The organism is Idiomarina sp. X4 (genome assembly GCF_002808045.1).
In the GTDB taxonomy this organism is placed as follows: domain Bacteria; phylum Pseudomonadota; class Gammaproteobacteria; order Enterobacterales; family Alteromonadaceae; genus Idiomarina.
The window spans coordinates 1,516,445-1,540,368 of the sequence record NZ_CP025000.1; the positions used below are offsets into that span (position 1 = coordinate 1,516,445).

Consider the following 23,924-nt stretch of genomic DNA (forward strand, 5'->3'; position numbering starts at 1 on the left):
CACGGATGATAAATCCGCTTTATGACGATGTTATGACAGGAGGTGAGCTTTAGCTTTCGCGTTTAATCGCTCTGTGAGCGATATCCGTACGGAAATAAACATTGTCCCAGTTAATACCATTAACTAGGTCATAGGCTTGCTTCTGAGCTTCAGTGACCGTGTTACCCAGTGCAGTGCAGCAGAGCACACGTCCACCGCTGGTAACAACGTTTCCATTTTCTATTTTAGTACCGGCGTGAAAGACCTTTTGATTCTCAGACTCAGCATTTGGTAAGCCTTGAATAACGTCGCCTTTCTTATAACTCTCTGGGTAGCCGCCGGCAGCCATAACAACGCCTACTGCTGCGCGCTCATCAAACTCGATAGGTGCTTGGTTTAGTTTACCGTCAACGGCTTGCAAGCATAGCTCCACTAAGTCTGATTTCAGACGCATCATAATGGGTTGTGTTTCCGGATCTCCAAAACGGCAGTTGTACTCGAGCACTTTGGCAGTACCGTCGTTCGCAATCATTAAGCCAGCGTATAGGAAACCTTTGTAAGGAGCTCCTTCAGCAGCCATTCCGTCAACAGTCGGTTTAATAACATGGCGCATTACCCAATCATGGATAGCCGGAGATACGACGGGCGCGGGAGAGTAGGCTCCCATGCCACCGGTGTTCGGGCCTGTATCGCCATTGTCTCGAGCTTTATGGTCCTGGCTAGAGGCAAACGGTATTGCGCGTTCACCGTCAACCATAACAATGAAAGAGGCTTCTTCACCGGTTAAGAATTCTTCAATAACCACGCGGTGACCAGCGTCGCCAAATCGGTTACCGGCCAACATGTCATCAATCGCTGCGTTCGCTTGCTCTAGGGTTTCGGCAATAATAACGCCTTTACCAGCAGCTAAGCCGTCCGCCTTAATGACAATAGGCACACCTTTTTCCGCAACATAGGCTTTTGCAGGCTCTACTTCAGTGAAGTTCTGGTAGTCGGCGGTTGGAATATTGTGACGCTGCAGGAAGTCTTTGCTGAACGCTTTAGAGCCTTCCAGCTGAGCCGCTTGGGCTGTCGGGCCAAAAGCGGCTAATCCGGCATCAGTGAACTTGTCGACAATGCCAGCAACCAAAGGGGCTTCAGGCCCAACAATGGTCAGCCCGATACTTTCCTGCTTGGCAAAGTTGAGCAGACCGTCGATGTCTTCGGCTGCAATATCAACATTTGTGAGGTTAGGCTCACGCTCAGTACCTGCATTGCCAGGAGCTACAAAGACACAGTCTACTTGTGAAGACTGCGCTGCTTTCCACGCCAGTGCGTGTTCACGGCCTCCGCCGCCAACAACCAAAACTTTCATGAGTATCCTTATTCTACGGGTTTTCTAAACTTTAATGTGAATCGGTCGCTCTCACCGATAGCTTTATAAACTTCCACGTCGTCACCATCTTCTACATTCAGTGTTGGTGGTAAGTTCCAAACACCGTTGGGGTGGTCTGCTGTATCTTTCGGGTTTGCATTAATGTCACTGCTTTCGACCAGCTCAAAGCCTGCCTTCTCTGCAAGGTCAATCACCCAGCTTTCTTTAATGTAACCACTGTTTTCCATAGCGCCATCGTCTGCACTTTCTGGTAAACGGTGATCAACCACACCCAAAATACCATCCGGAATTAATGCTTGATGGAATTGCCGGAAAGCATCCAGCACCGCTTCTTCGCCGCCACTCATATACCAATTGTGTAAGTTACGGAAGGTCAGTATGCGGTCAGCGCTGTTTGGCGGCGCAATGTCTGTTTCCAGTGGCGTTAACGGCGCAAACTGAGTCAACTCAACATTGCCAAATACCGCTTCGCTGGTCAGGCGCTCTTTAAATTTATTGAGCGAACGTTGGTAGTAGTCGCTTTGTGTGTCTTCGGGGAAATGAGCTGCGTAAAATGTCCCTTCTTCAGCAAGGTATGGCGCCAGAATTTCGCTGTAGTAACCACCACCTGGCCATATTTCCACAACCGTCATGGATGGCTCAAGTTCGAAAAACGCTAGTGTTTCTTTCGGATGACGAAACTGATCACGCTCAACATACGCGGGCGTACGATCATCATGATTGACCGCTTGTTCCAACGTTATTGAAGCTCCCTGCTCGGTGCTCGCTGGTGCGGATGACTTAGGGCCGCTATCGCAAGCCGACAGAGCTAACAGCGATACCATAGATAATGCGATTGCAGAATATTTCATAAACCTGCCTCTTCGTTTTTATAAGTGTTTGTAAAGATTAGCCCCGAATTGTCGGGGCGGCAAATAACATCACTTATCACTACGCATTAATGGCGGAAATGGCGCATTCCGGTAAAGACCATGGCAATACCGTGCTCGTCTGCGGCGGCAATAATCTCGTCGTCGCGAATTGACCCGCCCGGTTGAATAATCGCCTTAATACCGGCTTCAGCGGCGGCGTCAATCCCATCTCGGAATGGGAAAAACGCGTCAGAAGCCATGACCGAGCCTTCAACCTGGAGGCCTTCGTCGGCTGCTTTAATGCCTGCAATTTTTGCGCTGTAAACACGGCTCATTTGGCCGGCGCCAACACCAATGGTCATGCCGTCTTTGGCATAAACAATAGCGTTCGACTTAACAAACTTCGCTACCTTCCAGCAGAATAGTAAATCAGTCATTTGTTCTTCGGTTGGCTGAACTTTGCTGACGACTTTCAACTCGTCTGCATTAAAGTCCTCGGTATCGGTATCTTGCACTAACAGGCCACCGGTGACACGTTTATAGTCAAGTTGAGTCCCAGAGTCAGCCCACTGGCCGCATTCGAGCAAACGCACATTTTTCTTACCGGAGACGGCTTCTTTTGCGGCATCGCTGACGCTTGGTGCGATAATAACTTCGACAAACTGGCGTTCAACAATGGCAGTCGCAGTCGACTCATCGAGCTCGCGATTAAATGCGATGATCCCACCAAACGCTGAGGTTGGGTCGGTTTTGAACGCCCGATCGTAAGCGTCGGAAATAGATTCACCAATAGCAACGCCGCATGGGTTCGCGTGCTTGACGATAACGCAAGCCGGTTCAACGAAACTTTTCACGCATTCTAAAGCGGCGTCGGTATCGGCAATGTTATTGAAAGAAAGTGCTTTGCCTTGCAGCTGTTTGGCCGCAGACACGTTACCTTCAGGCGCATTGCTCTCAGTGTAGAATGCTGCTGATTGATGCGAGTTTTCTCCGTAGCGTAGGTCTTGTTTCTTCGATACTTGCAGGTTTAATGTGCGGGCGAAGTCATTGTCGCTTAACTGTTTGCCCAGATAATTTGCTATCATGCCATCGTATTGCGCAGTATGCTCAAACGCGGCAACCGCTAAATCAAAGCGAGTATCGTAGCTGACAGTGCCACTGTTATTCATTTCACTTAGAACGCGGTCATAGTCAGACGCATTAACCACAATAGTGACATCTTTATGGTTTTTCGCTGCGGCTCGAACCATAGTTGGCCCACCGATATCGATATTCTCAATCGCGTCTTCTAACGTACAACCTTCTTTAGCAACGGTCTCGGCAAACGGGTAGAGGTTTACAACAACCATGTCGATAGGCGCGATGTTTTGTTCCTGCATAATGGCCTGATCAATGTCACGACGGCCCAGAATCCCACCGTGAACTTTCGGGTGTAGTGTCTTAACACGACCGCCCATAATTTCCGTTTGTCCGGTGTGCTCAGAGACATCAATTACGGTTAAGCCAGAGTCGCGTAAGAGTTTGGCAGTGCCGCCTGTAGAGAGTATTTCAATATTCTTTGCTGCTAATGCCTGAGCAAACTCAACAATGCCTGTTTTATCTGAAACACTAATTAACGCGCGTTGAATAGGACGGTTTTCCATGGTTTTGCCTTTCTGTTCTAGGTTACTTTTTAAGCCATAAAAAAAAGGCGCCAAAAGGCGCCCAAAAATCGTATTAGTTCATGCCGTATTTTTTCAGCTTTTTGCGTAAGGTGCCGCGATTAATGCCAAGCATGGTTGCGGCGCGGGTTTGATTACCCCGGGTGTAAGTCATGACCTCTTCAAGTAACGGTGCTTCTACTTCTGACAGCACCAGTTCGTACAGCTCTTCTGGATCCTGACCGTCAAGCTGGCGCAGGAAGCTGTGCAGTGCTTGCTTTACGGAATCACGCAGTGGCTTAGGCTGAGCGTTGTTTCCGATAGTGGTCAGGGGAGATACATTCTCACGATTAGGGTTTTGATCAAACATAATACGCTTATCTCTTCTCTACAGTGACAAAATAATCTTCGAGTGCCTGGAGTTGCTCGCTGGCATCTTCCAGACGGTTAAATACCTGCCGGAACTCATCGTTACTGGCTTGCTCTTTCAAGTACCAGCCGACATGCTTTCTGGCTATACGTACACCCTGAAAGCTGCCGTAAAAGCTGTGCAGCTGTTCAACGTGGTTAATTGTTGTTTCCGCAACTTCTGCTATTGGCGGCGGTGCTAATTCTTCACCAGTTTCCAGGTAATGGCTTATTTCCCGGAATAACCATGGGTTTCCTTGTGCGCCCCGGCCAATCATGATGGCGTCAGCACCAGTATAAGCTAAAACGTCTTTCGCTTGTTGTGGCGTGCGAATATCGCCATTAGCAATAACGGGAATTGAGATCGCTTTTTTCACTGCCCGTATGGTGTCGTATTCTGCTTCGCCCTTATACATACATGCCCGAGTCCGGCCATGCAGAGCAAGTGACTGGATACCACAACGTTCCGCTATTCTTGCTATTTCAATTCCGTTTTTATGTTCGCGATCCCAACCTGTGCGGGTTTTTAAAGTGACCGGAACATCAACCGCTGAAACCACAGCCGTCAGTATTTCTTCCACAAGCTCTGGGTATTGCATCAGCGCAGAGCCTGCCATTTTTTTATTCACTTTCTTTGCCGGGCAGCCCATATTAATGTCAATAATTTGAGCGCCCATATCGACATTCACCTTGGCCGCCTCTGCCATTAGCGAAGGCTCCGAGCCTGCAATCTGCACGGCGCGAATACCTAACTCACCAGAGTGATCCATGCGTTGCCTGGACTTACCGGTTTTCCACACTTTCGGGTTACTGGACAGCATTTCAGACACTGTCAAACCTGCCCCTTTGCTGTAACACAGCTGACGAAAGGGCTGATCAGTAACTCCGGCCATGGGAGCTAGAATGACCTGATTGTCGAGTTGATATGGACCAATCCGCATCGGTTAAAAACTACTCAGCGAAAGGGGAGAGAATTTTATGGAATTTGCGCAATAAAGAAAAGGCTATTTATTACGCAATTTGAGTCTTTTTTTAACTTTTTACTATTGACAAAGCGAACGCTTGTTAACCAACTCGAGTACCGCTCAGCATTGCCCAGTCACCGTCTATGACAGGCGTGTCGAAATTAATGTCAGGTTGATAGGCTTGCATAACGTCATCGACTTGGCGTTCCAGAATGCCTGACAGCACAAGCTGGCCACCGGGCTTTACAAACGCCAGTATGGTGTCCGATAGCTCCCTGAGTGGACCGGCAAGCACATTAGCGAGGACTAAATCAACCTGTGTTTGTGGTTGCTCACTTGGTAAGTAGACATCGAACTTGTCGCTGACACCGTTACGTTCGGCATTATCTTTGGTCGCAATGAGCGCTTGTTGATCAATATCGATACCAATGGCGTGCTTAGCGTCAAATAGCAACGCTGCGATGCCTAAAATACCGGAGCCACAGCCAAAGTCTAAGGTGGTCTTATCTTTTGGTGGGTTCGCATCAAGCCATCTCAGGCACATCGCCGTCGTTGGATGCGTACCGGTGCCAAACGCCATGCCTGGATCAAGCAAGATATTGACGGCCGATGGATCAGGAGTATCACGCCAACTTGGGCAAATCCAAAGGCGTTCGCCAAATTGAATAGGGTGGAAGTTATCCATCCACTCGCGTTCCCAGTCTTTGTCTTCAAGTGCATCAGTTTTATATTGAAGAGGCGCCGGCAAAATAGCTGACTTTTCCAGGTTAGTGACAACTGATTTAATATCAGCTTCAGCGTCGAACAACCCTGTGACAAGGGTATTTTGCCATAGCGTCACTTCGCCCGGTCTGGGCTCAAAAATAGGTGTGTCGGCGCCGTCGCGGTAGGTGACCGCTTGAGCGCCGTTCCCCATAAGCATGTCGCCGACACGCGGCGCATGCTCTTCACTGCTTGAAAGTGTGAGTTGTATCCAGGCCATTCTATTAATGACCACCCATACCCAGCTTTTTCTCTAAGTAATGGATGTTTGTGCCACCATGCTGGAAGTTCTCATCCGCCATGATGCTTTTTTGCAGCGGTACGTTGGTTTTTATGTTCTCAATAATCAGCTCACTTAACGCGTTGCGCATACGGGCAATGGCGATATCTCGGTTTTCCCCGTAAGTAATGAGCTTTCCAATCATTGAGTCATAATTGGGGGGGACTTTGTAGTCTGCGTAAACATGAGAGTCCCAACGCACACCAAAGCCACCCGGTGGATGGAAACGGGTAATTTGACCGGGCGACGGTACAAAGGTATCCGGGTCTTCAGCGTTAATACGACACTCAACAGCATGCCCACGAATAACGACATCTTCCTGGCTGATAGAGAGTTGGCGACCAGCAGCAATGCGAAGCTGCTCTTTAATGAGGTCGATACCGGTAACCATTTCGGTGACCGGGTGCTCTACCTGAATACGGGTGTTCATTTCAATGAAGTAGAACTCGCCGTTTTCATATAAGAATTCAAAGGTACCGGCACCGCGATAGCCAATTTCAATACAGGCTTTGGCGCAGCGCTCGCCGATGAATTTACGCATTTCTGGTGTAATACCCGGGGCTGGCGCTTCTTCTACTACTTTTTGGTGGCGACGCTGCATGGAGCAGTCACGCTCACCTAAATGGATAGCATTACCCTGGCCGTCAGCTAGAACCTGAACCTCGACGTGGCGAGGATTCTCCAGGAACTTTTCCATATAGACAACGGGATTCCCGAAAGCAGCGCGAGCTTCGTTTTGCGTCATACTAATAGCGCTTAGCAGTTCGCTTTCCTGACGCACTACGCGCATACCGCGACCACCACCGCCGCCGGCTGCTTTGATAATAATTGGGTAACCGATGCGTTTAGCGAGCTTAATATTGCGCTCATTGTCGTCGTCTAATGGACCGTCTGATCCCGGGACGCAAGGAACACCCGCTTTTTTCATGGCTTTGATTGCTGACACTTTGTCGCCCATCAGGCGAATAACGTCTGCTGTTGGGCCGACGAAAACAAAGCCAGATTGTTCAACCTGCTCAGCGAAGTCTGCGTTCTCCGCTAAGAAGCCGTAGCCCGGGTGGATAGCTGCAGAGTCGGTAATTTCCGCTGCACTAATAATTCTGGGGATGTTCAAATAGCTTTCATTCGCCGGTGCTTTACCAATACAGATAGCTTCATCAGCTAGCAGTACGTGTTTTAAATTTCTGTCGACCGTCGAGTGAACCGCAACCGTTTTAATGCCAAGCTCTTTACAAGCTCGCAAAATTCTCAGTGCAATTTCGCCGCGGTTCGCTATGACCACTTTATCTAACATGACAAATTCCTGCGGTTACTTTATTCGATAACAAATAGTGGCTGGTCAAACTCAACTGGTTCTTCGTTTTCGACCAGAATTTGCTTCACAACACCGGACTTGTCCGCTTCAATTTGATTCATCATTTTCATTGCTTCCACAATGCACAGCGTGTCGCCTGCGTTGACTCGCGAACCCACTGTGACAAATGGTTTTGCATCTGGTGAAGGCGCTTCATAGAAGGTACCCACCATTGGTGAACGAACAATATGACCGGATATTTCCTCACTGGGTGCTTCAGCACTGTCTGCAGCCGCCGGAGCTTGAGGCGCCGCCTGAGGTGCCGGCTGCGGAGCGTACTGAACAGGTGCCGGCGCGGCTTGAGCGCTGTATCGGTTAATACGAACCGACTCTTCGCCTTCAGTAATTTCTAATTCAGCTACACCTGATTCTTCAACCAGTTCAATCAATTTCTTAATTTTACGAATGTCCATGCTAACGCTTACCTTTCAATGTCGTTGTTATTTAAATGCTGTAAAGCGGCGTTTAACGCGTACTCATAACCCGAGGGGCCTAAGCCGCAAATTACGCCGGTTGCGGCGTCCGCTAAATAGGAGTGATGCCGGAATGATTCACGGCGATAAATATTGGAAATGTGTACTTCGATAAATGGAATGGCAGTGGCTAACAGCGCATCTCTTAACGCAACACTGGTATGGGCATAAGCTGCTGGGTTGATGATGATGTAATCGACACCCGATTCCGCCGCTTGTTGTATCCAGTCAATGAGTTGGTGCTCAGCGTTTGATTGCTTAAAGGTTAATTCTGCACCCTTAGCTTTGGCGATGCTGTTTAGATCCTGCTGAATATCAGAGAGCGTTTTATGACCATAAATAGAGGGCTCCCGCGAGCCTAGCAGGTTAAGGTTTGGCCCATTTAACACTAATATATGAGAAGGTTTCGCCATTATGCCGCCATCTGCTCCGAAATCACTGAAAACTAACTATTGTAGACAGCGACTTCAAGTATGAGTTCTTATTTTCCGTATTATAGGCAAAAATGACAGGAATGCAGCACTTTACTGGTCTTATCAGAGCATTTAGGCGCAAAATTACTCATTTAGCATCGTCTCAAGATGCATTTTGAATTCTTCGGCGTCTTTAAAGCCCGTTACGCGGTATATTTTTTGCTCTTCGCCGCTTGGTGAAAAGAACAAAATGGTTGGCAGACCAAGCACGTTGTAGTAATTCAGTATATCGATATCTTGCTGATTGTTGGCGGTAACGTCAGCTTGTATTAAATGCATGTTCTCAAAGTGTTTTTGCACGCTCGCTTCGGAGAAAGTGTATTGCTCAAACTCTTTACAGGCAACGCACCAGTCTGCGTATAAGTCCAACATGACCCATGTGTTACTTTCAGCGACTTCGCGTTGAATATCTTCCAGAGTCGCAACTTGTTCGAATAAGCCATGACTTTGCCGCTCCAACTGTGCTTTATTTACTTGCCAGTAAACGCCAACGGTGGCCAGGCTCGACAAAATAACTAATGAAACAACGGTTGATTTAACTGAGGTAATTCGACTAATAGCGGCGATTAAAGCACCGGCGGCAATCACAAAGTAGAATATCCAGAGCCACATACTTATATGGGTTGGCAGTAAGCGTTCGACTAAAAACAGTGTGACAGCAAGCAGTAACCAGCCAAAAAACTGTTTCACAACGGTCATCCAGGCGCCGGCCTTAGGCAGCAGCTTACCACCGCTGAGGCCGAACAGTATAAGAGGCACACCCATGCCCAGGCTTAACGCATAGAGTATTGCCGCACCGTTAATGATATCGCCTGATTGTGCAATAAAGAGCAAAGCACCGGAAAGAGGAGCCGTTGTGCACGGAGACGCCACTAATCCGGAGATGGCACCAATAATGAATACACCTAACGGGCTACCTCCTTTTTGTTGGCCGCTAAACTGCTGCAGTCGAGACTGCCAACTAACGGGAAGCTGTAAGGTAAACGCGCCAAACATACTAAACGCAAACGCAGTAAACAATACCGCCAAAATAATGAGAACGGCTGGATGTTGGAAGTAAGCCTGATATTGCATACCGGCCAGCGCAACGACCAGACCAAGTAACGAATAGGTAATAGCCATACCTTGTACATAGATAAAGGACAGCCATAATGTATTGCGCCAGTTACGCTGGCGGTTACCTAAAACGACGCCGGACAGAATGGGGTACATAGGGAAGACACAGGGCGTAAAGGCTAAACCAATACCTAATGCGAAAAATAGCAAAAGTGTCACGACAAGCGATTGCTCACCAATACCAAACAGGGAATTTTCAATAGCCGTTTCCTGTACGTTACTGGTGTTGTTGTCGGCATTAGCGTCGAGCGGTATGATTTTTTGAGTCGGCGGATAACACAGCCCGGCATCAGCACAGCCTTGGTATTGAATAGTAATTTTTTCGCCAGAGTAGTCTTCACTTAACTCAAAGGTGAGTTCTACATACTCCCGGTAAATAAAGGACTCCCCAAAAAACTCATCGTGGTGGGACTCGGCTTCCGGAAAGCTTAATGTTTCAGCTAGAGCATTCTCTGGTACCACGGAAAAACGATGCTGATACAGATAATAATCTGGCGCGATTAACCAACTGACCGTCACGGTTTTGCCATCAATGCCGCTGCTAAAATCAAAGGCTTGATCAACGGGCAGAAACTCTTGACTGTTACTGGCGAAAGGACTTTGCGCTGCGTGAGCAGGCAGAGCAGCTATGAAGAATAAGACTATAACAACGTTGAACAGCGACTTTCTCATTTTACGGTATCCTGAACCCACTGCAGATAATCAGGTAAGCCATCGGTAACATTGACACTGATAAGCTCTGGCGAATCGTACGGGTGTGCTTTTAGTATGGCGTCTTTGAGCGGCTCAGACATCTCGTCAGTGGTTTTTATCAGTAGCAACCACTCTTGATCGTGTTGAATCTCGTTATCCCAATGATACACCGAGGTAATGCCCGGGATGATATTAACGCAGGCGGCCAATTGCTGTTCCACGACTGAAACGGCCAGCTCATTAGCAGATGACTGACTGTCGGTTGTGCAATAGAAGAGTTTGACCATGGAAACACCTGTATCATTGCGTTATTCAATTGAGCAGCAAAATTACCATAAAAAATTTTTATCTGCCCCCTTGATAAGACAAAAATTTCCCCCATTTATTGAGCACAACGTTTTTAACACGCCCCAAAGGGGTATTTACCACTAACAACATAGGTTGAGGAGTTATCACCAATGAAACTTCGTCCTTTACACGATCGAGTCATTATTAAACGCATCGAAGTCGAAGCAAAATCGGCAGGCGGCATTGTTCTGACTGGTTCTGCGGCAGAAAAATCCACACGCGGTGAAGTCGTCGCTGTAGGTAATGGCCGTATTTTGGATAACGGTGAAGTGCGTGCGCTGGACGTAAAAGCCGGCGACAAGGTTCTGTTCAACGAAGGTTACGGTGTCAAAACCGAGAAAATCGACGGTGAAGAGTACTTGATCATGAGCGAAAGCGACATTTTGGCTATCGAAGAATAAGCCAAACCCTAACGCATAAATCGTTAAACCGTATTTAAAGAGGAAAGCAAACATGGCAGCTAAAGAAGTTAAGTTTGGTAACACAGCGCGTCAAAAAATGCTGAAAGGCGTCAATGTACTGGCTGACGCAGTAAAAGTAACCTTAGGCCCTAAAGGTCGTAACGTGGTTCTAGATAAGTCATTTGGTGCGCCGAACATCACTAAAGATGGTGTGTCCGTTGCAAAAGAAATCGAGCTGGAAGACAAGTTCGAAAACATGGGCGCACAGATGGTTAAAGAAGTTGCGTCTAAAGCAAACGACGAAGCTGGTGACGGTACAACTACTGCGACCGTATTAGCGCAAGCTATCGTAAACGAAGGCTTGAAAGCTGTTGCGGCGGGTATGAATCCAATGGATTTAAAACGCGGTATCGACAAAGCGGTTATCGCTGCTGTTGAAGAGTTGAAGAAAATTTCTCAACCATGTGCCGACAGCAAAGCGATTGCGCAGGTTGGTACTATTTCGGCAAACGCTGACGAAACTATCGGTCAAATCATCGCCGAAGCAATGGACAAAGTAGGTCAGGAAGGCGTTATCACTGTTGAAGAAGGTCAGGCATTGACTGACGAACTTGATGTGGTCGAAGGTATGCAATTCGACCGTGGTTACCTGTCTCCTTACTTCATTAACAATCAGGAAAGCGGTTCAGTTGAACTGGATAACCCGTTCATCCTGTTGGTGGATAAGAAAATCTCTAATATCCGCGAATTACTGCCGGTATTAGAAGGTGTTTCTAAAGCAGGTAAACCATTGTTGATCATCGCTGAAGATGTTGAAGGCGAAGCGTTGGCGACATTGGTTGTAAATAACATGCGTGGCATTGTTAAAGTGGCTGCCGTTAAAGCTCCTGGCTTTGGTGATCGCCGTAAAGCAATGCTGCAAGACATCGCAGTATTGACAGGTGGTACTGTTGTTTCTGAAGAAATCGGCATGGAGTTGGAGAAAACTCAGCTGGAAGATTTAGGCACAGCGAAACGTGTGGTTATCACTAAAGATAACACCACTGTTGTTGATGGTAATGGCGATGACGCTGCTATTGAAGGCCGCGTAACACAAATTAAACAACAGATGGAAGAAACCACTTCTGACTACGATCGCGAAAAACTGCAAGAACGTCTGGCGAAGTTAGCCGGTGGTGTTGCAGTCATTAAAGTAGGCGCTGCGACCGAAGTTGAAATGAAAGAGAAGAAAGCACGCGTGGAAGATGCTCTGCACGCAACTCGTGCTGCGGTTGAAGAAGGCGTTGTCCCAGGTGGTGGTGTTGCACTGGTTCGTGCAGCGAGCAAACTGGGTGAACTACGTGGTGACAATGAAGAGCAAAACGTCGGTATTCGTTTAGCACTGCGCGCAATGGAAGCACCACTGCGTCAAATCGCAACCAACGCAGGTGCGGAAGCGTCTGTTGTTGCTAACAACGTACGTGATGGAGAAGGCAACTACGGTTACAACGCAGGTAACGATACCTATGGCGATATGCTGGAAATGGGTATTTTGGATCCAACCAAAGTAACTCGTTCAGCGCTGCAGTTTGCTTCTTCAGTTGGTGCGCTGATGATTACTACTGAAGCTATGATTGCTGACATCCCGCAAGACGATAACGCTGGCGGAATGGGCGGCGACATGGGTGGCATGGGCGGAATGGGCGGCATGATGTGATGCGCGCTTAAACGCCTAAAAAGGGAGCCTCAGCTGGCTCCCTTTTTTTATGGAATTTTTTTGCTTTTCGGCACTCTAACGACATATAAGCAAAACGTATGACGGAGGAATAAGCATGCGTATCCGTAGTTTGGTCGTTTTAATGGCACTTTCATTCAGTGCTCTTTCCTTTGCGGGAGAGGCTGAAGTTAAATGGGAAGGTGTTGATAAATACACCGATTTTGAGCCGGCTAATGGCCATGAAGAGCGTTATCAGGAAAAAGTGAAAGGGCAGCTCGCTGAGCATATTCAGACTCTTGCAAAAGAGTTACCAGAGGGACAAAAGCTCACTTTAACGGTAACCGATGTCGACTTAACGGGTCGTTTAGAGCCAACGTTTGGACGTTCAACCTCGAACTATGTGCGGATTGTTCGTGAAATAGACTTTCCGCGTATTCACTTTAATTATCAGCTAACTGACAGCAGCGGGCAGGTGATAAAGAAAGGCCAGGAGAAGTTAAAGAACATGGGCTTTAACTATGACAGCCTGGCTTCAGTAAAACGTCGCAACGATTTGTATTTTGAAGAAGAAATGCTGACTCGATGGTTTAATGAAACCTTACGCGAAAAGAGCTAACCTGCTTGGCGAATAGCCTTCAGCCTCGCTAGAGTTTCTGTCATGAGCTGCAGTTGCTGAACCAGTAGCTGCAGCAACTCTTCATTACTCTGGTCTTGTTTCCAGGCTTCAAAGTTTTCGGTAATTTCATTTAAATAAGGCTGAAACTTATTGCCTTTACTATTAAAAATCGTTTGCTCGGCAAACACGCCCTGAAACTTAGCCTTACCTTGCTGGCGCATGTCATCTAGATACTGATCGGCATCGACGACTTGTCTGTAGAGAATTTGCAGGTGCTCTTGAATTTTCTGTTCAACACTGTCAAAGCTGTCGCTCATGAATCATCCTTCATTATGTTGTTAAGCCATCGGGCATTATGGCTGTTTTACTGGGTTTATTGGCTTGTTCCCGAACGAGCTTAGGAACTAAAAAGCCAGGTAACTTTTGTGTCATGCCTAACCAAAGTTGCTGAGCTTCATTGTCATTCACTTCAAAATGACTGGCGCCCTCAACTTTGTCGAGCTGGTGCAGATAGTAGGGTAACACGTTTGCGCTGAACAGCGTTTCGCTCAAATGACAAAGTGCATCTGTACTGTCATTAACCCCTCTTAGCAAAACGCTTTGGTTCAGCAGATGTATGCCGGCGTTATGCCAATTTTTTAAATTGGCGGCCAACTCGCCAGAAATCTCATTTGCGTGATTTGCATGTATGACTAACACGACTTGCAAGCGGCTTTGGGTAAAAGCAGTTAATAATTCATTCGTTAGTCTGGACGGAATAACGACCGGCAATCGACTGTGAATACGCAGTCTGGTTAGCTGAGGCAGAGCTTCCAGCTCATGCACGAGCTTTTGCAACCGCTCATCCTTAGCCATTAGTGGGTCGCCGCCGCTGAGAATAACTTCGTTAACGTCCGGATTTTGTTTTATGTAGTCTAAGGTTTCATCGATTTGGCGTTGGCTAATGGTTAATTCGTCATACGGGAAATGACGGCGAAAACAATAGCGACAGTTAACGGCACACCCACCTTGTAAAATGAGTAAAACACGCCCGTGGTACTTGTGCAGTAACCCATTAGCAGGTGAGGTCTGCTCGTCTAGCGGATCTTTGCTAAACCCAGGTTCGACGGTAAATTCCTCTGCGAGAGGAAGCACTTGGCGAAGCAACGGGTCATGAGGGTCGCCGACTTTCATTTGTCGCACGAACGGGCGTGGTACCCGCATAGAAAACAATTGTCGAGCTTTTATGTCGTTGGCGTAAGTACTGGCGTTAAGCTGCAAGGCGGAAAGCAAGTCTTCGGGACGAGTATATGACTTTTTTAATTCGTATAGCCAGTCGGCTCTTGGACTGATCGATACTGCATTTTCGCCCATGTGACCTCCCTACGCTCAATAAAGTGCGTATTTTACCTGAAAATAAACTCATTTTGTTTTATTATTGCGCGCAAATAATGATGGCTTAAGCAAGGAAAATGTCGTTATGGCAAATTACAGCACAAGTGAATTCAAAGGCGGTTTAAAAATCATGCAAGACGGTGAGCCGTGTTCGATCGTCGAAAATGAAATGGTTAAGCCTGGTAAAGGCCAAGCGTTTAACCGTGTGAAAATCCGTAAGTTAATTAGCGGAAAAGTAGTAGAAAAAACCTTTAAATCGGGCGAGTCGGTTGAAGGTGCTGATGTTATCGAACTTGAATTGTCTTATTTATACAATGACGGCGAGTTCTGGCACTTCATGAACAATGAAACTTTCGAGCAAGTTGCTGCTGACGCTAAAGCGGTTGGCGACTCAGAAAAATGGCTCGTAGAGCAAGATGTGTGCACGCTTATTCTTTGGGAGGGTAACCCTATCAGTGTGCAGCCGCCAAACTTTGTTGAATTAGAAGTTACCGAGACCGACCCAGGTTTGAAAGGTGATACTGCAGGAACCGGTGGTAAACCGGCAACCTTGAGTACGGGGGCCGTTGTTCGAGTGCCACTTTTCGTACAAATTGGTGAAGTGATAAAAGTGGACACTCGCTCTGGCGAATACGTCTCACGCGTTCAGAAGTAAGTTGAAATAATGAGCTGGCGCCCTGACGCAAGTTGGAGCATGCTGCAACAGCGGGCTGAGCTGTTTAAGTCGGTGCGCCAGTTTTTCGAAAAGCGGGGTGTGACTGAAGTCGATACTCATTTGCTTTCCCAGTATGGTGTTAGCGACATTCATCTAAAAAACCTGTCTACTGAGTTTAGCCAGTCTCTTCCATCCGGTTCACACACACTGTATTTGCAAACTTCCCCTGAGTTTGCAATGAAACGAATTATTGCCGCTTACCAGCAAGATATTTATCAGCTCAGCCATGTTGTTCGTGATGATGAAGTTGGGCGCTTCCACAATCCTGAATTTACGTTGCTTGAGTGGTATCGGGTGGGTTATGACGATACGGCGCTTATTGACGAAGTATCTGAGCTGCTATCAGAAACCTGTGGTGCTCTCCCCTTAGTTAAACGAACATATCAGGAATGCTTCCTGAATGTCTTGAAGCTAGACCCGCTTACACCAGAGGGTATAGAGAGTATAAGACAACATTTAGCAGAGTTGCCTAGTCTTACTGATTGGATGCAAAAAGAAACGGATGCATCGACGATATTGCAAGTCGCGTTCTCTGAATGTATTGAGCCAACCTTTCCTAAGAACACGCCACAGTGTGTGACACACTTCCCTGTAGAGCAAGCAGCATTGGCTAGAGTAGATGAGTTCGATACACGGGTCGCAAAACGGTTTGAGGTTTATTATCAAGGTGTCGAGCTTGCCAACGGTTATCATGAACTGACCGATGCCGTTGATCAGAAAAAGCGTTTTCAAGACGATAACCAAAAAAGACGTGTAAGAGCGCAGTCGCAAATGGCCGCAGACGATCGACTAATCGCCGCTTTAGAATCTGGTTTACCGGACTGTGCAGGCGTTGCTTTAGGTTTCGATAGGCTGCTAATGATAAAATCTGGCGCTCAGCACATTAGCGAAGTGCTTCCTTTCACTATTAATAACGCCTAAAACCCACCAACAATTCTGTCTTAAATCAAAATTTAGATGATCTGTCTTGGATAATGAACGCGTATGTTATAATATAACACGTCAGTTAGGTGATGAGTTCAATAAACTCATTCAGTAAGAAAGAGTAAGGCAGAACGTTTTATGCAGGCCAATACGCCCAAAAACTTAGATAAAGCAGGAATTTGGATTACTACATTATGTGCTATCCACTGCTTGCTGCTGCCTCTTATTCTGCCATTACTCGCAATGGCGGGCTTAGCCTTTATCGGTGAGGATGCGTTAGAAAACTCAATCCTTGGACTGAGCGTCTTTATCGGACTTTGGTCATTGGTGAGTGGAGCACGCAAGCACGGTAACTGGAATTTATTGCCGCTGTTACTCTTGGGGGCTGCTATTTACTCACAGCGAGACGTGCTTGGTCATTGGGGCGAACCCGTCATTATTCTATTTGGCGCAGGCTTGATCGTATACGCTCACGTTTCAAACTTACGCCTTATTAAAAAGTTGGCTTTTACTTCCTCTCAGCAACCTTTGTAAAGCTAGTCAGCTTTAGCCTTAAGTACGACTCCCGTTTCTACATGATCAGTATATGGAAATTGATCAAACATAGCGGCGGCAGTAATCTCATGAGTTTCCGTTAAATAATCTAAGTTCTCTGCTAACGTATCCGGGTTGCAGGAAATGTAGATAATTCTGGAATAAGCCGACACCATTTTCAGTGTTTCAGCATCAAGCCCAGCGCGAGGCGGGTCAACCAACACGGTCTCGCAATTAAAGCTTTTAATATCAGCCTCATCCGCGCGACGAGATGTTCGCTCACCATTTAACGCCTCAGTAAATTCTTCAGCAGACATACGAACAACGGTGACATTTTCAATGTTATTCAGCTCAGCGCTTTTCCGAGCTGACGCCACCGAGCTTTTACTAATTTCTGTAGCTAAAACTCGCTGGAAGTTTTCTGCTAAAGGTAGGGTGAAGTTGCCGTTACCGCAGTACAGCTCCAATAAGTCATGATCATTTTGCCCGATATGCTGTTTGACCCAACCAATCATCGCTTCGTTAATTTTTGCATTGGGCTGGGTAAAGCTATTTTCGGTTTGAATCGATTGGTAGGTTTTATTTCCGACGTGGATATGCTCGACAACACTGTCGTCAAACAAAACCCGTTTTTGCTTTCGAGCACGACCAATAATATTAATGTCTGCCAACTCTTTAAACTCTTCACGTAAAGTTGTGGCTTCCTTTTCCCATTCGTCATCCAGGGCGCGATGATAAAGCAAAGAGATAACAGCTTGATTCGTTGTTGTCGTAAGAAAATCGACTTGAAAAAGCTTGTTCCTGAGTACTGGATTAGGTTTTAGCTTTTCTATTAGTTGTTTCATTAAGCGATTAATTAACTCGCTACCCGGTAAAAATTCGTCCATACGGATTTTTTCCCGCGTTTCCGGGTTGAACATGATGTAATAAAGATCATCGCCCTCATGCCAAACACGAAACTCAGCACGCATACGGTAGTGCTTTTGGGGGGACTCGAAAGTATCCAGTTGTTGTACCCCAAATTTCGACAACTTCTTTATTAAGCTTTCTTCTTTGCTTCGGAACTGCTCTGGGTAGTTTGCTGTATCAATCTTTTTGTACGTCATAGTATCCGCTGTTGCGTAAGTTTCGTTTATTCCTCTATTTTACGCACCGAAACTATTAACTACCAAATTTTGCTCAGATTTAACGCATAAAATGTTAACGCCCGATCACATTTGAACGAATACTGAACGGTTGAGATAGAAACAGTTAAAAAGGCATAAAAAGCGCTTGACGGTGAGAGTTAAACCTCTAAAATGCGCTCCACGTTCGAGGCAGGCAACGAAGCCGCCGAAAACCTAAGTTTTCTAAAAAATCTTTTTTCAAAAAAGTATTGACGGAAAACACACGGTGTGTAGAATACGCACCTCTCGCAGCCAAGGCTGCTGAGAAACGCTCTTTAACAATACTATCAAGCCAAGCAAACTGTGTGGGCACTTGCAGAAGTTACGCAAAACAGAAATATGTATTGCAACTTTTGAATGAGTGTTCAGCTACTAAGTAGCAAAACGCGTAATTCATTGAGTTGATTGAACTACTTTTAATTGAAGAGTTTGATCATGGCTCAGATTGAACGCTGGCGGCAGGCCTAACACATGCAAGTCGAGCGGTAACAGAGAGAAGCTTGCTTCTCTGCTGACGAGCGGCGGACGGGTGAGTAATACTTGGGAATTTGCCTTTAGGCGGGGGACAACCACTGGAAACGGTGGCTAATACCGCATAATGTCTACGGACCAAAGTGGGGGACCTTCGGGCCTCACACCTAAAGATGAGCCCAAGCGGGATTAGCTAGTTGGTGAGGTAAAGGCTCACCAAGGCGACGATCCCTAGCTGTTCTGAGAGGATGATCAGCCACACTGGGACTGAGACACGGCCCAGACTCCTACGGGAGGCAGCAGTGGGGAATATTGCACAATGGGGGCAACCCTGATGCAGCCATGCCGCGTGTGTGAAGAAGGCCTTCGGGTTGTAAAGCACTTTCAGTGGTGAGGAAAGGGTAATCGTTAATAGCGATTACAGTTGACGTTAGCCACAGAAGAAGCACCGGCTAACTCCGTGCCAGCAGCCGCGGTAATACGGAGGGTGCAAGCGTTAATCGGAATTACTGGGCGTAAAGCGTACGTAGGCGGTGTGTTAAGCTAGATGTGAAAGCCCCGGGCTCAACCTGGGAATAGCATTTAGAACTGGCACGCTAGAGTCCTGAAGAGGGTGGTAGAATTTCCAGTGTAGCGGTGAAATGCGTAGATATTGGAAGGAATACCGGTGGCGAAGGCGGCCACCTGGTCAGAGACTGACGCTGAGGTACGAAAGCGTGGGGAGCAAACAGGATTAGATACCCTGGTAGTCCACGCCGTAAACGATGTCAACTAGTTGTTCGTGTCATTAAGACGTGAGTAACGCAGCTAACGCACTAAGTTGACCGCCTGGGGAGTACGGCCGCAAGGTTAAAACTCAAATGAATTGACGGGGGCCCGCACAAGCGGTGGAGCATGTGGTTTAATTCGATGCAACGCGAAGAACCTTACCATCCCTTGACATCCAGTGAATTTTCCAGAGATGGATTAGTGCCTTCGGGAACACTGAGACAGGTGCTGCATGGCTGTCGTCAGCTCGTGTTGTGAGATGTTGGGTTAAGTCCCGCAACGAGCGCAACCCTTATCCTTAGTTGCCAGCGGTTCGGCCGGGAACTCTGGGGAGACTGCCGGTGATAAACCGGAGGAAGGTGGGGACGACGTCAAGTCATCATGGCCCTTACGGGATGGGCTACACACGTGCTACAATGGCGCGTACAAAGGGCAGCGAACCTGCGAGGGTAAGCGAATCTCATAAAGCGCGTCGTAGTCCGGATTGGAGTCTGCAACTCGACTCCATGAAGTCGGAATCGCTAGTAATCGTGGATCAGAATGCCACGGTGAATACGTTCCCGGGCCTTGTACACACCGCCCGTCACACCATGGGAGTGGGCTGCACCAGAAGTGGTTAGTTTAACCTTCGGGAGAACGATCACCACGGTGTGGTTCATGACTGGGGTGAAGTCGTAACAAGGTAGCCGTAGGGGAACCTGCGGCTGGATCACCTCCTTACATTATTGCGCTAACTTTTGAGTAGGCAAAAAATTGCGTCCTGCATTTTTTGCATACCTCACATCCATGTGAGTAAGTGCTCACACAGTTTGCAGGCTTGATATTGAAAGAGAAGAAACTGGGTCTGTAGCTCAGCTGGTTAGAGCGCACCCCTGATAAGGGTGAGGTCGGCAGTTCAAGTCTGCCCAGACCCACCATTTCTGCGCTGTGAACTGCGTTGCTGCGTCGTCGCATACTGGTGTATGCGTCCTCCTTGCGGCCTTGTCACAGCTTGAAATACCCTTATCGGGGTGTGTCGGACATGCCGACAGACCGTCGGTCTGTGGGGCCATAGCTCAGCTGGGAGAGCGCCTGCCTTGCACGCAGGAGGTCAGCGGTTCGATCCCGCTTGGCTCCACCACTTCTTCTCTAAAGTAACCGTTAGCGTTAAGTGCTCTTGATTAAGAGCATTTACCGGTAACTTAGTGTTACACGCTCTTTAACAACATGGAAAGCTGATTGTAAATAAAGTAAGAAATGCCACTCTACTTGAACAAACCGTAAGGTAGAGGCGTATCGAACTTGTGTACAGCGAGAACAAACAATCTTGGTCATGTAGTCCAGACACCTTCGGGTTGTATGGTTAAGTGACTAAGCGTACACGGTGGATGCCTAGGCAGTTGGAGGCGATGAAGGACGTACTAACTTGCGATAAGCCATGACGAGGCAGTAAGAGCCACTTGAGTCATGGATTTCCGAATGGGGCAACCCACTGAGCTTGCTCAGTATCCGGCACTGAATAAAATAGGTGCCAGGAGGCGAACCCGGAGAACTGAAACATCTAAGTACCCGGAGGAAAAGAAATCAACCGAGATTTCCCTAGTAGCGGCGAGCGAACGGGAAGCAGCCCTTAAGCTTTACATGTGCTAACAGAATCTGTTGGGAAGCAGAGCCATAGACGGTGATAGCCCGGTATGTGAAGGTGCATGAAAAGTGAAAACGAGTAGGTCGGGACACGTGTTATCTTGACTGAATATGGGGGGACCATCCTCCAAGGCTAAATACTCCCAACTGACCGATAGTGAACCAGTACCGTGAGGGAAAGGCGAAAAGAACCCCGGCGAGGGGAGTGAAACAGAACCTGAAACCGTGTACGTACAAGCAGTAGGAGCGGACTTGTTCCGTGACTGCGTACCTTTTGTATAATGGGTCAGCGACTTATATTTTGTAGCAAGGTTAACCGCATAGGGTAGCCGTAGGGAAACCGAGTCTTAACTGGGCGTTGAGTTGCAAGGTATAGACCCGAAACCGGGCGATCTAACCATGAGCAGGTTGAAGATTGAGTAACATCAATTGGAGGACCGAACCCACTAATGTTGAAAAATTAGGGGATGACTTGTGGCTAGGAGTGAAAGGCTAATCAAGCCCGGAGATAGCTGGTTCTCCCCGAAATCTATTTAGGTAGAGCCTCGGACGAATACCATTGGGGGTAGAGCACTGTTTGGGCTAGGGGGTCATCCCGACTTACCAACCCCATGCAAACTCCGAATACCAATGAGTACTATCCGGGAGACACACGGCGGGTGCTAACGTCCGTCGTGGAGAGGGAAACAACCCAGACCGCCAGCTAAGGTCCCAAAGTTATGGCTCAGTGGGAAACGATGTGGGAAGGCACAGACAGCTAGGAGGTTGGCTTAGAAGCAGCCACCCTTTAAAGAAAGCGTAATAGCTCACTAGTCGAGTCGGCCTGCGCGGAAGATGTAACGGGGCTAAGCCATACACCGAAGCTGCGGCAGTAGTTTACTACTGGGTAGGGGAGCGTTCTGTAAGCGGATGAAGGTGAATCGAGAGGTTTGCTGGACGTATCAGAAGTGCGAATGCTGACATGAGTAACGATAATGCGGGTGAAAAACCCGCACGCCGGAAGACCAAGGTTTCCTATCCCATGCTAATCAGGGTAGGGTAAGTCGGCCCCTAAGGCGAGGCGGAAACGCGTAGTCGATGGGAAACAGGTTAATATTCCTGTACCGATGTTCATTGCGATGGGGGGACGGAGAAGGCTAGGCAAGCGCGGCGTTGGTTGTCCGCGTGAAAGTGCGTAGGCTGGTGACTTAGGCAAATCCGGGTCGCTAAGGCTGAGACACGAGACGAGCACCTACGGGTGTGAAGTTGCTGGTGCCCTGCTTCCGGGAAAAGCCTCTAAGCTTCAGATGAACATCGACCGTACCCGAAACCGACACAGGTGGTCAGGTAGAGAATACTAAGGCGCTTGAGAGAACTCGGGTGAAGGAACTAGGCAAAATAGTACCGTAACTTCGGGAGAAGGTACGCCGCTGGTGGTGATTGACTTCGCGTCATAAGCTGCTGGCGGTCGCAGTGACCAGGTGGCTGGGACTGTTTATTAAAAACACAGCACTCTGCTAACTCGAAAGAGGACGTATAGGGTGTGACACCTGCCCGGTGCCGGAAGGTTAATTGATGGGGTTAGCTTAGGCGAAGCTCTTGATCGAAGCCCCGGTAAACGGCGGCCGTAACTATAACGGTCCTAAGGTAGCGAAATTCCTTGTCGGGTAAGTTCCGACCTGCACGAATGGTGTAACCATGGCCACGCTGTCTCCACCCGAGACTCAGTGAAATTGAAATCGCAGTGAAGATGCTGTGTACCCGCGGCTAGACGGAAAGACCCCGTGAACCTTTACTACAGCTTGGCACTGAACATTGAACCTACATGTGTAGGATAGGTGGGAGGCTTAGAAGCACTGGCGCTAGTTGGTGTGGAGCCATCCTTGAAATACCACCCTTGTATGTTTGATGTTCTAACATAGGCCCCTAATCGGGGTTGTGGACAGTGCCTGGTGGGTAGTTTGACTGGGGCGGTCTCCTCCCAAAGAGTAACGGAGGAGCACGAAGGTTGGCTAAGTACGGTCGGACATCGTACGGTTAGTGCAATGGCAGAAGCCAGCTTAACTGCGAGACAGACACGTCGAGCAGATACGAAAGTAGGTCATAGTGATCCGGTGGTTCTGAATGGAAGGGCCATCGCTCAACGGATAAAAGGTACTCCGGGGATAACAGGCTGATACCGCCCAAGAGTTCATATCGACGGCGGTGTTTGGCACCTCGATGTCGGCTCATCACATCCTGGGGCTGAAGTCGGTCCCAAGGGTATGGCTGTTCGCCATTTAAAGTGGTACGCGAGCTGGGTTTAGAACGTCGTGAGACAGTTCGGTCCCTATCTGCCGTGGGCGTTTGAGAGTTGAGAGGAGCTGCTCCTAGTACGAGAGGACCGGAGTGGACGAACCTCTGGTGTTCGGGTTGTCACGCCAGTGGCACTGCCCGGTAGCTATGTTCGGAATCGATAACCGCTGAAAGCATCTAAGCGGGAAGCGAGCCTCGAGATAAGCTCTCACTAGCACTTAGAGTGCTCTGAAGGGTCGTTGAAGACTACGACGTTGATAGGCGGGGTGTGGAAGCGTAGTAATGCGTTGAGCTAACCCGTACTAATTGCCCGTGAGACTTAACCATACAACACCGAAGATGTTTGAGACGTTACGCACAAGCGAGCGACTCTGCTGTACGGCAAGAGAGTGGCGTTTATTAGGCAATCAGTTTTTTATGTTGTGACAGTTTATGTCTGGCGGCCATAGCGGTGTGGCACCACCTGAATCCATCCCGAACTCAGAAGTGAAACACACCAGCGCCGATGGTAGTGTGGGGTCTCCCCATGCGAGAGTAGGACACCGCCAGACTTCAAATCTAAGAAGCCCTCAGCTGACGCTGGGGGCTTTTTTTATGCCCGTCTCCTGGGTGGGACTCCCATCACACCTGATGCAATAACCTTAG

Annotated in this window: 20 protein-coding genes, 2 tRNA genes and 3 rRNA genes; 11 read left to right on the plus strand and 14 right to left on the minus strand. The window is 48.0% G+C overall.

Features of this window, described 5'->3' with window-relative positions; genetic code table 11:
* Positions 1-49: 49 nt before the first annotated feature.
* The 11 genes from purD to cutA all read right to left on the minus strand — a co-directional run bounded on the left by purD (position 50) and on the right by cutA (position 10,656).
* Complete coding sequence (gene purD / locus CWC33_RS07250) at positions 50-1,333, minus strand: phosphoribosylamine--glycine ligase (protein ID WP_100691402.1); 1,284 nt, start codon at positions 1,331-1,333, stop codon at positions 50-52.
* 8 nt (positions 1,334-1,341) lie between these two features.
* Entirely contained in the window at positions 1,342-2,205 is an 864-nt protein-coding gene (locus CWC33_RS07255; RefSeq protein WP_100691403.1) for a class I SAM-dependent methyltransferase, read from the minus strand.
* An 86-nt stretch (positions 2,206-2,291) separates the two neighbouring features.
* The gene (gene purH / locus CWC33_RS07260; protein ID WP_100691404.1) at positions 2,292-3,848 is read right to left on the minus strand and encodes a bifunctional phosphoribosylaminoimidazolecarboxamide formyltransferase/IMP cyclohydrolase; all 1,557 of its coding nucleotides are present in this window, start codon (positions 3,846-3,848) and stop codon (positions 2,292-2,294) included.
* 73 nt (positions 3,849-3,921) lie between these two features.
* On the minus strand, positions 3,922-4,215 hold the full coding sequence (fis, locus tag CWC33_RS07265) for a DNA-binding transcriptional regulator Fis (RefSeq protein ID WP_053954316.1): 294 nt from the start codon (positions 4,213-4,215) through the stop codon (positions 3,922-3,924).
* A gap of 7 nt (positions 4,216-4,222) precedes the next feature.
* Positions 4,223-5,194 (minus strand): tRNA dihydrouridine synthase DusB, encoded by a 972-nt coding sequence (gene dusB / locus CWC33_RS07270; protein ID WP_088767394.1) that lies wholly within the window; start codon positions 5,192-5,194, stop codon positions 4,223-4,225.
* 124 nt (positions 5,195-5,318) lie between these two features.
* Complete coding sequence (gene prmA / locus CWC33_RS07275) at positions 5,319-6,200, minus strand: 50S ribosomal protein L11 methyltransferase (RefSeq protein ID WP_100692301.1); 882 nt, start codon at positions 6,198-6,200, stop codon at positions 5,319-5,321.
* Between the two features lie 4 nt (positions 6,201-6,204).
* Positions 6,205-7,554 carry an acetyl-CoA carboxylase biotin carboxylase subunit gene (accC, locus tag CWC33_RS07280; protein ID WP_088767395.1) on the minus strand — a complete coding sequence of 450 codons (1,350 nt, stop codon included), beginning with the start codon at positions 7,552-7,554 and terminating at the stop codon, positions 6,205-6,207.
* 20 nt (positions 7,555-7,574) lie between these two features.
* Complete coding sequence (accB, locus tag CWC33_RS07285) at positions 7,575-8,027, minus strand: acetyl-CoA carboxylase biotin carboxyl carrier protein (protein ID WP_100691405.1); 453 nt, start codon at positions 8,025-8,027, stop codon at positions 7,575-7,577.
* 8 nt (positions 8,028-8,035) lie between these two features.
* The gene (gene aroQ, locus CWC33_RS07290; protein WP_100691406.1) at positions 8,036-8,500 is read right to left on the minus strand and encodes a type II 3-dehydroquinate dehydratase; all 465 of its coding nucleotides are present in this window, start codon (positions 8,498-8,500) and stop codon (positions 8,036-8,038) included.
* 144 nt (positions 8,501-8,644) lie between these two features.
* Positions 8,645-10,348: a protein-disulfide reductase DsbD gene (locus tag CWC33_RS07295; RefSeq protein WP_100691407.1), complete on the minus strand. Its 1,704-nt coding sequence runs from the start codon at positions 10,346-10,348 to the stop codon at positions 8,645-8,647.
* Positions 10,345-10,656: a divalent-cation tolerance protein CutA gene (cutA, locus tag CWC33_RS07300; protein ID WP_100691408.1), complete on the minus strand. Its 312-nt coding sequence runs from the start codon at positions 10,654-10,656 to the stop codon at positions 10,345-10,347. The genes CWC33_RS07295 and cutA overlap by 4 nt, the downstream gene beginning before the upstream one ends.
* 171 nt (positions 10,657-10,827) lie before the next feature.
* On the opposite strand from cutA, the gene CWC33_RS07305 reads away from it, so the two are divergent.
* From CWC33_RS07305 to CWC33_RS07315, 3 genes are all read left to right on the plus strand, one after another.
* A complete protein-coding gene (locus CWC33_RS07305; protein WP_053954308.1) occupies positions 10,828-11,118 on the plus strand; it encodes a co-chaperone GroES in 291 nt (96 codons plus the stop codon).
* A gap of 52 nt (positions 11,119-11,170) precedes the next feature.
* Entirely contained in the window at positions 11,171-12,814 is a 1,644-nt protein-coding gene (gene groL / locus CWC33_RS07310) for a chaperonin GroEL (protein ID WP_088767401.1), read from the plus strand.
* Positions 12,815-12,929: 115 nt separating this feature from the next.
* Entirely contained in the window at positions 12,930-13,430 is a 501-nt protein-coding gene (locus tag CWC33_RS07315; RefSeq protein WP_100691409.1) for a DUF3016 domain-containing protein, read from the plus strand.
* Here the strand turns inward: CWC33_RS07315 and CWC33_RS07320 are convergent.
* Together CWC33_RS07320 and epmB are read right to left on the minus strand one after the other, a co-directional pair.
* Positions 13,427-13,747, minus strand: a complete 321-nt coding sequence (locus CWC33_RS07320; protein WP_100691410.1) for a primosomal replication protein PriC — start codon at positions 13,745-13,747, stop codon at positions 13,427-13,429. The genes CWC33_RS07315 and CWC33_RS07320 overlap by 4 nt on opposite strands.
* 13 nt (positions 13,748-13,760) lie before the next feature.
* A complete protein-coding gene (gene epmB, locus CWC33_RS07325; protein ID WP_100691411.1) occupies positions 13,761-14,783 on the minus strand; it encodes an EF-P beta-lysylation protein EpmB in 1,023 nt (340 codons plus the stop codon).
* Positions 14,784-14,889: 106 nt separating this feature from the next.
* On the opposite strand from epmB, the gene efp reads away from it, so the two are divergent.
* From efp to CWC33_RS07340, 3 genes are all read left to right on the plus strand, one after another.
* Complete coding sequence (gene efp, locus CWC33_RS07330) at positions 14,890-15,459, plus strand: elongation factor P (RefSeq protein WP_100691412.1); 570 nt, start codon at positions 14,890-14,892, stop codon at positions 15,457-15,459.
* A 9-nt stretch (positions 15,460-15,468) separates the two neighbouring features.
* Positions 15,469-16,440: an EF-P lysine aminoacylase EpmA gene (gene epmA / locus CWC33_RS07335; protein ID WP_100691413.1), complete on the plus strand. Its 972-nt coding sequence runs from the start codon at positions 15,469-15,471 to the stop codon at positions 16,438-16,440.
* 141 nt (positions 16,441-16,581) lie between these two features.
* The gene (locus CWC33_RS07340; RefSeq protein ID WP_100691414.1) at positions 16,582-16,977 is read left to right on the plus strand and encodes a MerC domain-containing protein; all 396 of its coding nucleotides are present in this window, start codon (positions 16,582-16,584) and stop codon (positions 16,975-16,977) included.
* 2 nt (positions 16,978-16,979) lie between these two features.
* On the opposite strand, the gene trmA is transcribed toward CWC33_RS07340, so the two are convergent.
* Positions 16,980-18,083: a tRNA (uridine(54)-C5)-methyltransferase TrmA gene (gene trmA, locus CWC33_RS07345; RefSeq protein WP_100691415.1), complete on the minus strand. Its 1,104-nt coding sequence runs from the start codon at positions 18,081-18,083 to the stop codon at positions 16,980-16,982.
* A gap of 477 nt (positions 18,084-18,560) precedes the next feature.
* Here trmA and CWC33_RS07350 point away from each other — a divergent pair.
* The 5 genes from CWC33_RS07350 to rrf all read left to right on the plus strand — a co-directional run bounded on the left by CWC33_RS07350 (position 18,561) and on the right by rrf (position 23,830).
* Positions 18,561-20,102, plus strand: a 16S ribosomal RNA gene (locus CWC33_RS07350).
* A gap of 120 nt (positions 20,103-20,222) precedes the next feature.
* A tRNA-Ile gene (locus CWC33_RS07355) sits at positions 20,223-20,299 on the plus strand.
* 127 nt (positions 20,300-20,426) lie between these two features.
* Positions 20,427-20,502: transfer RNA gene (locus tag CWC33_RS07360), tRNA-Ala, on the plus strand.
* 220 nt (positions 20,503-20,722) lie between these two features.
* A 23S ribosomal RNA gene (locus CWC33_RS07365) occupies positions 20,723-23,606 on the plus strand.
* Between the two features lie 108 nt (positions 23,607-23,714).
* Positions 23,715-23,830, plus strand: a 5S ribosomal RNA gene (gene rrf / locus CWC33_RS07370).
* Together the 16S, 23S and 5S rRNA genes with 2 tRNA genes alongside form the textbook arrangement of a ribosomal RNA operon.
* Positions 23,831-23,924: the final 94 nt, after the last annotated feature.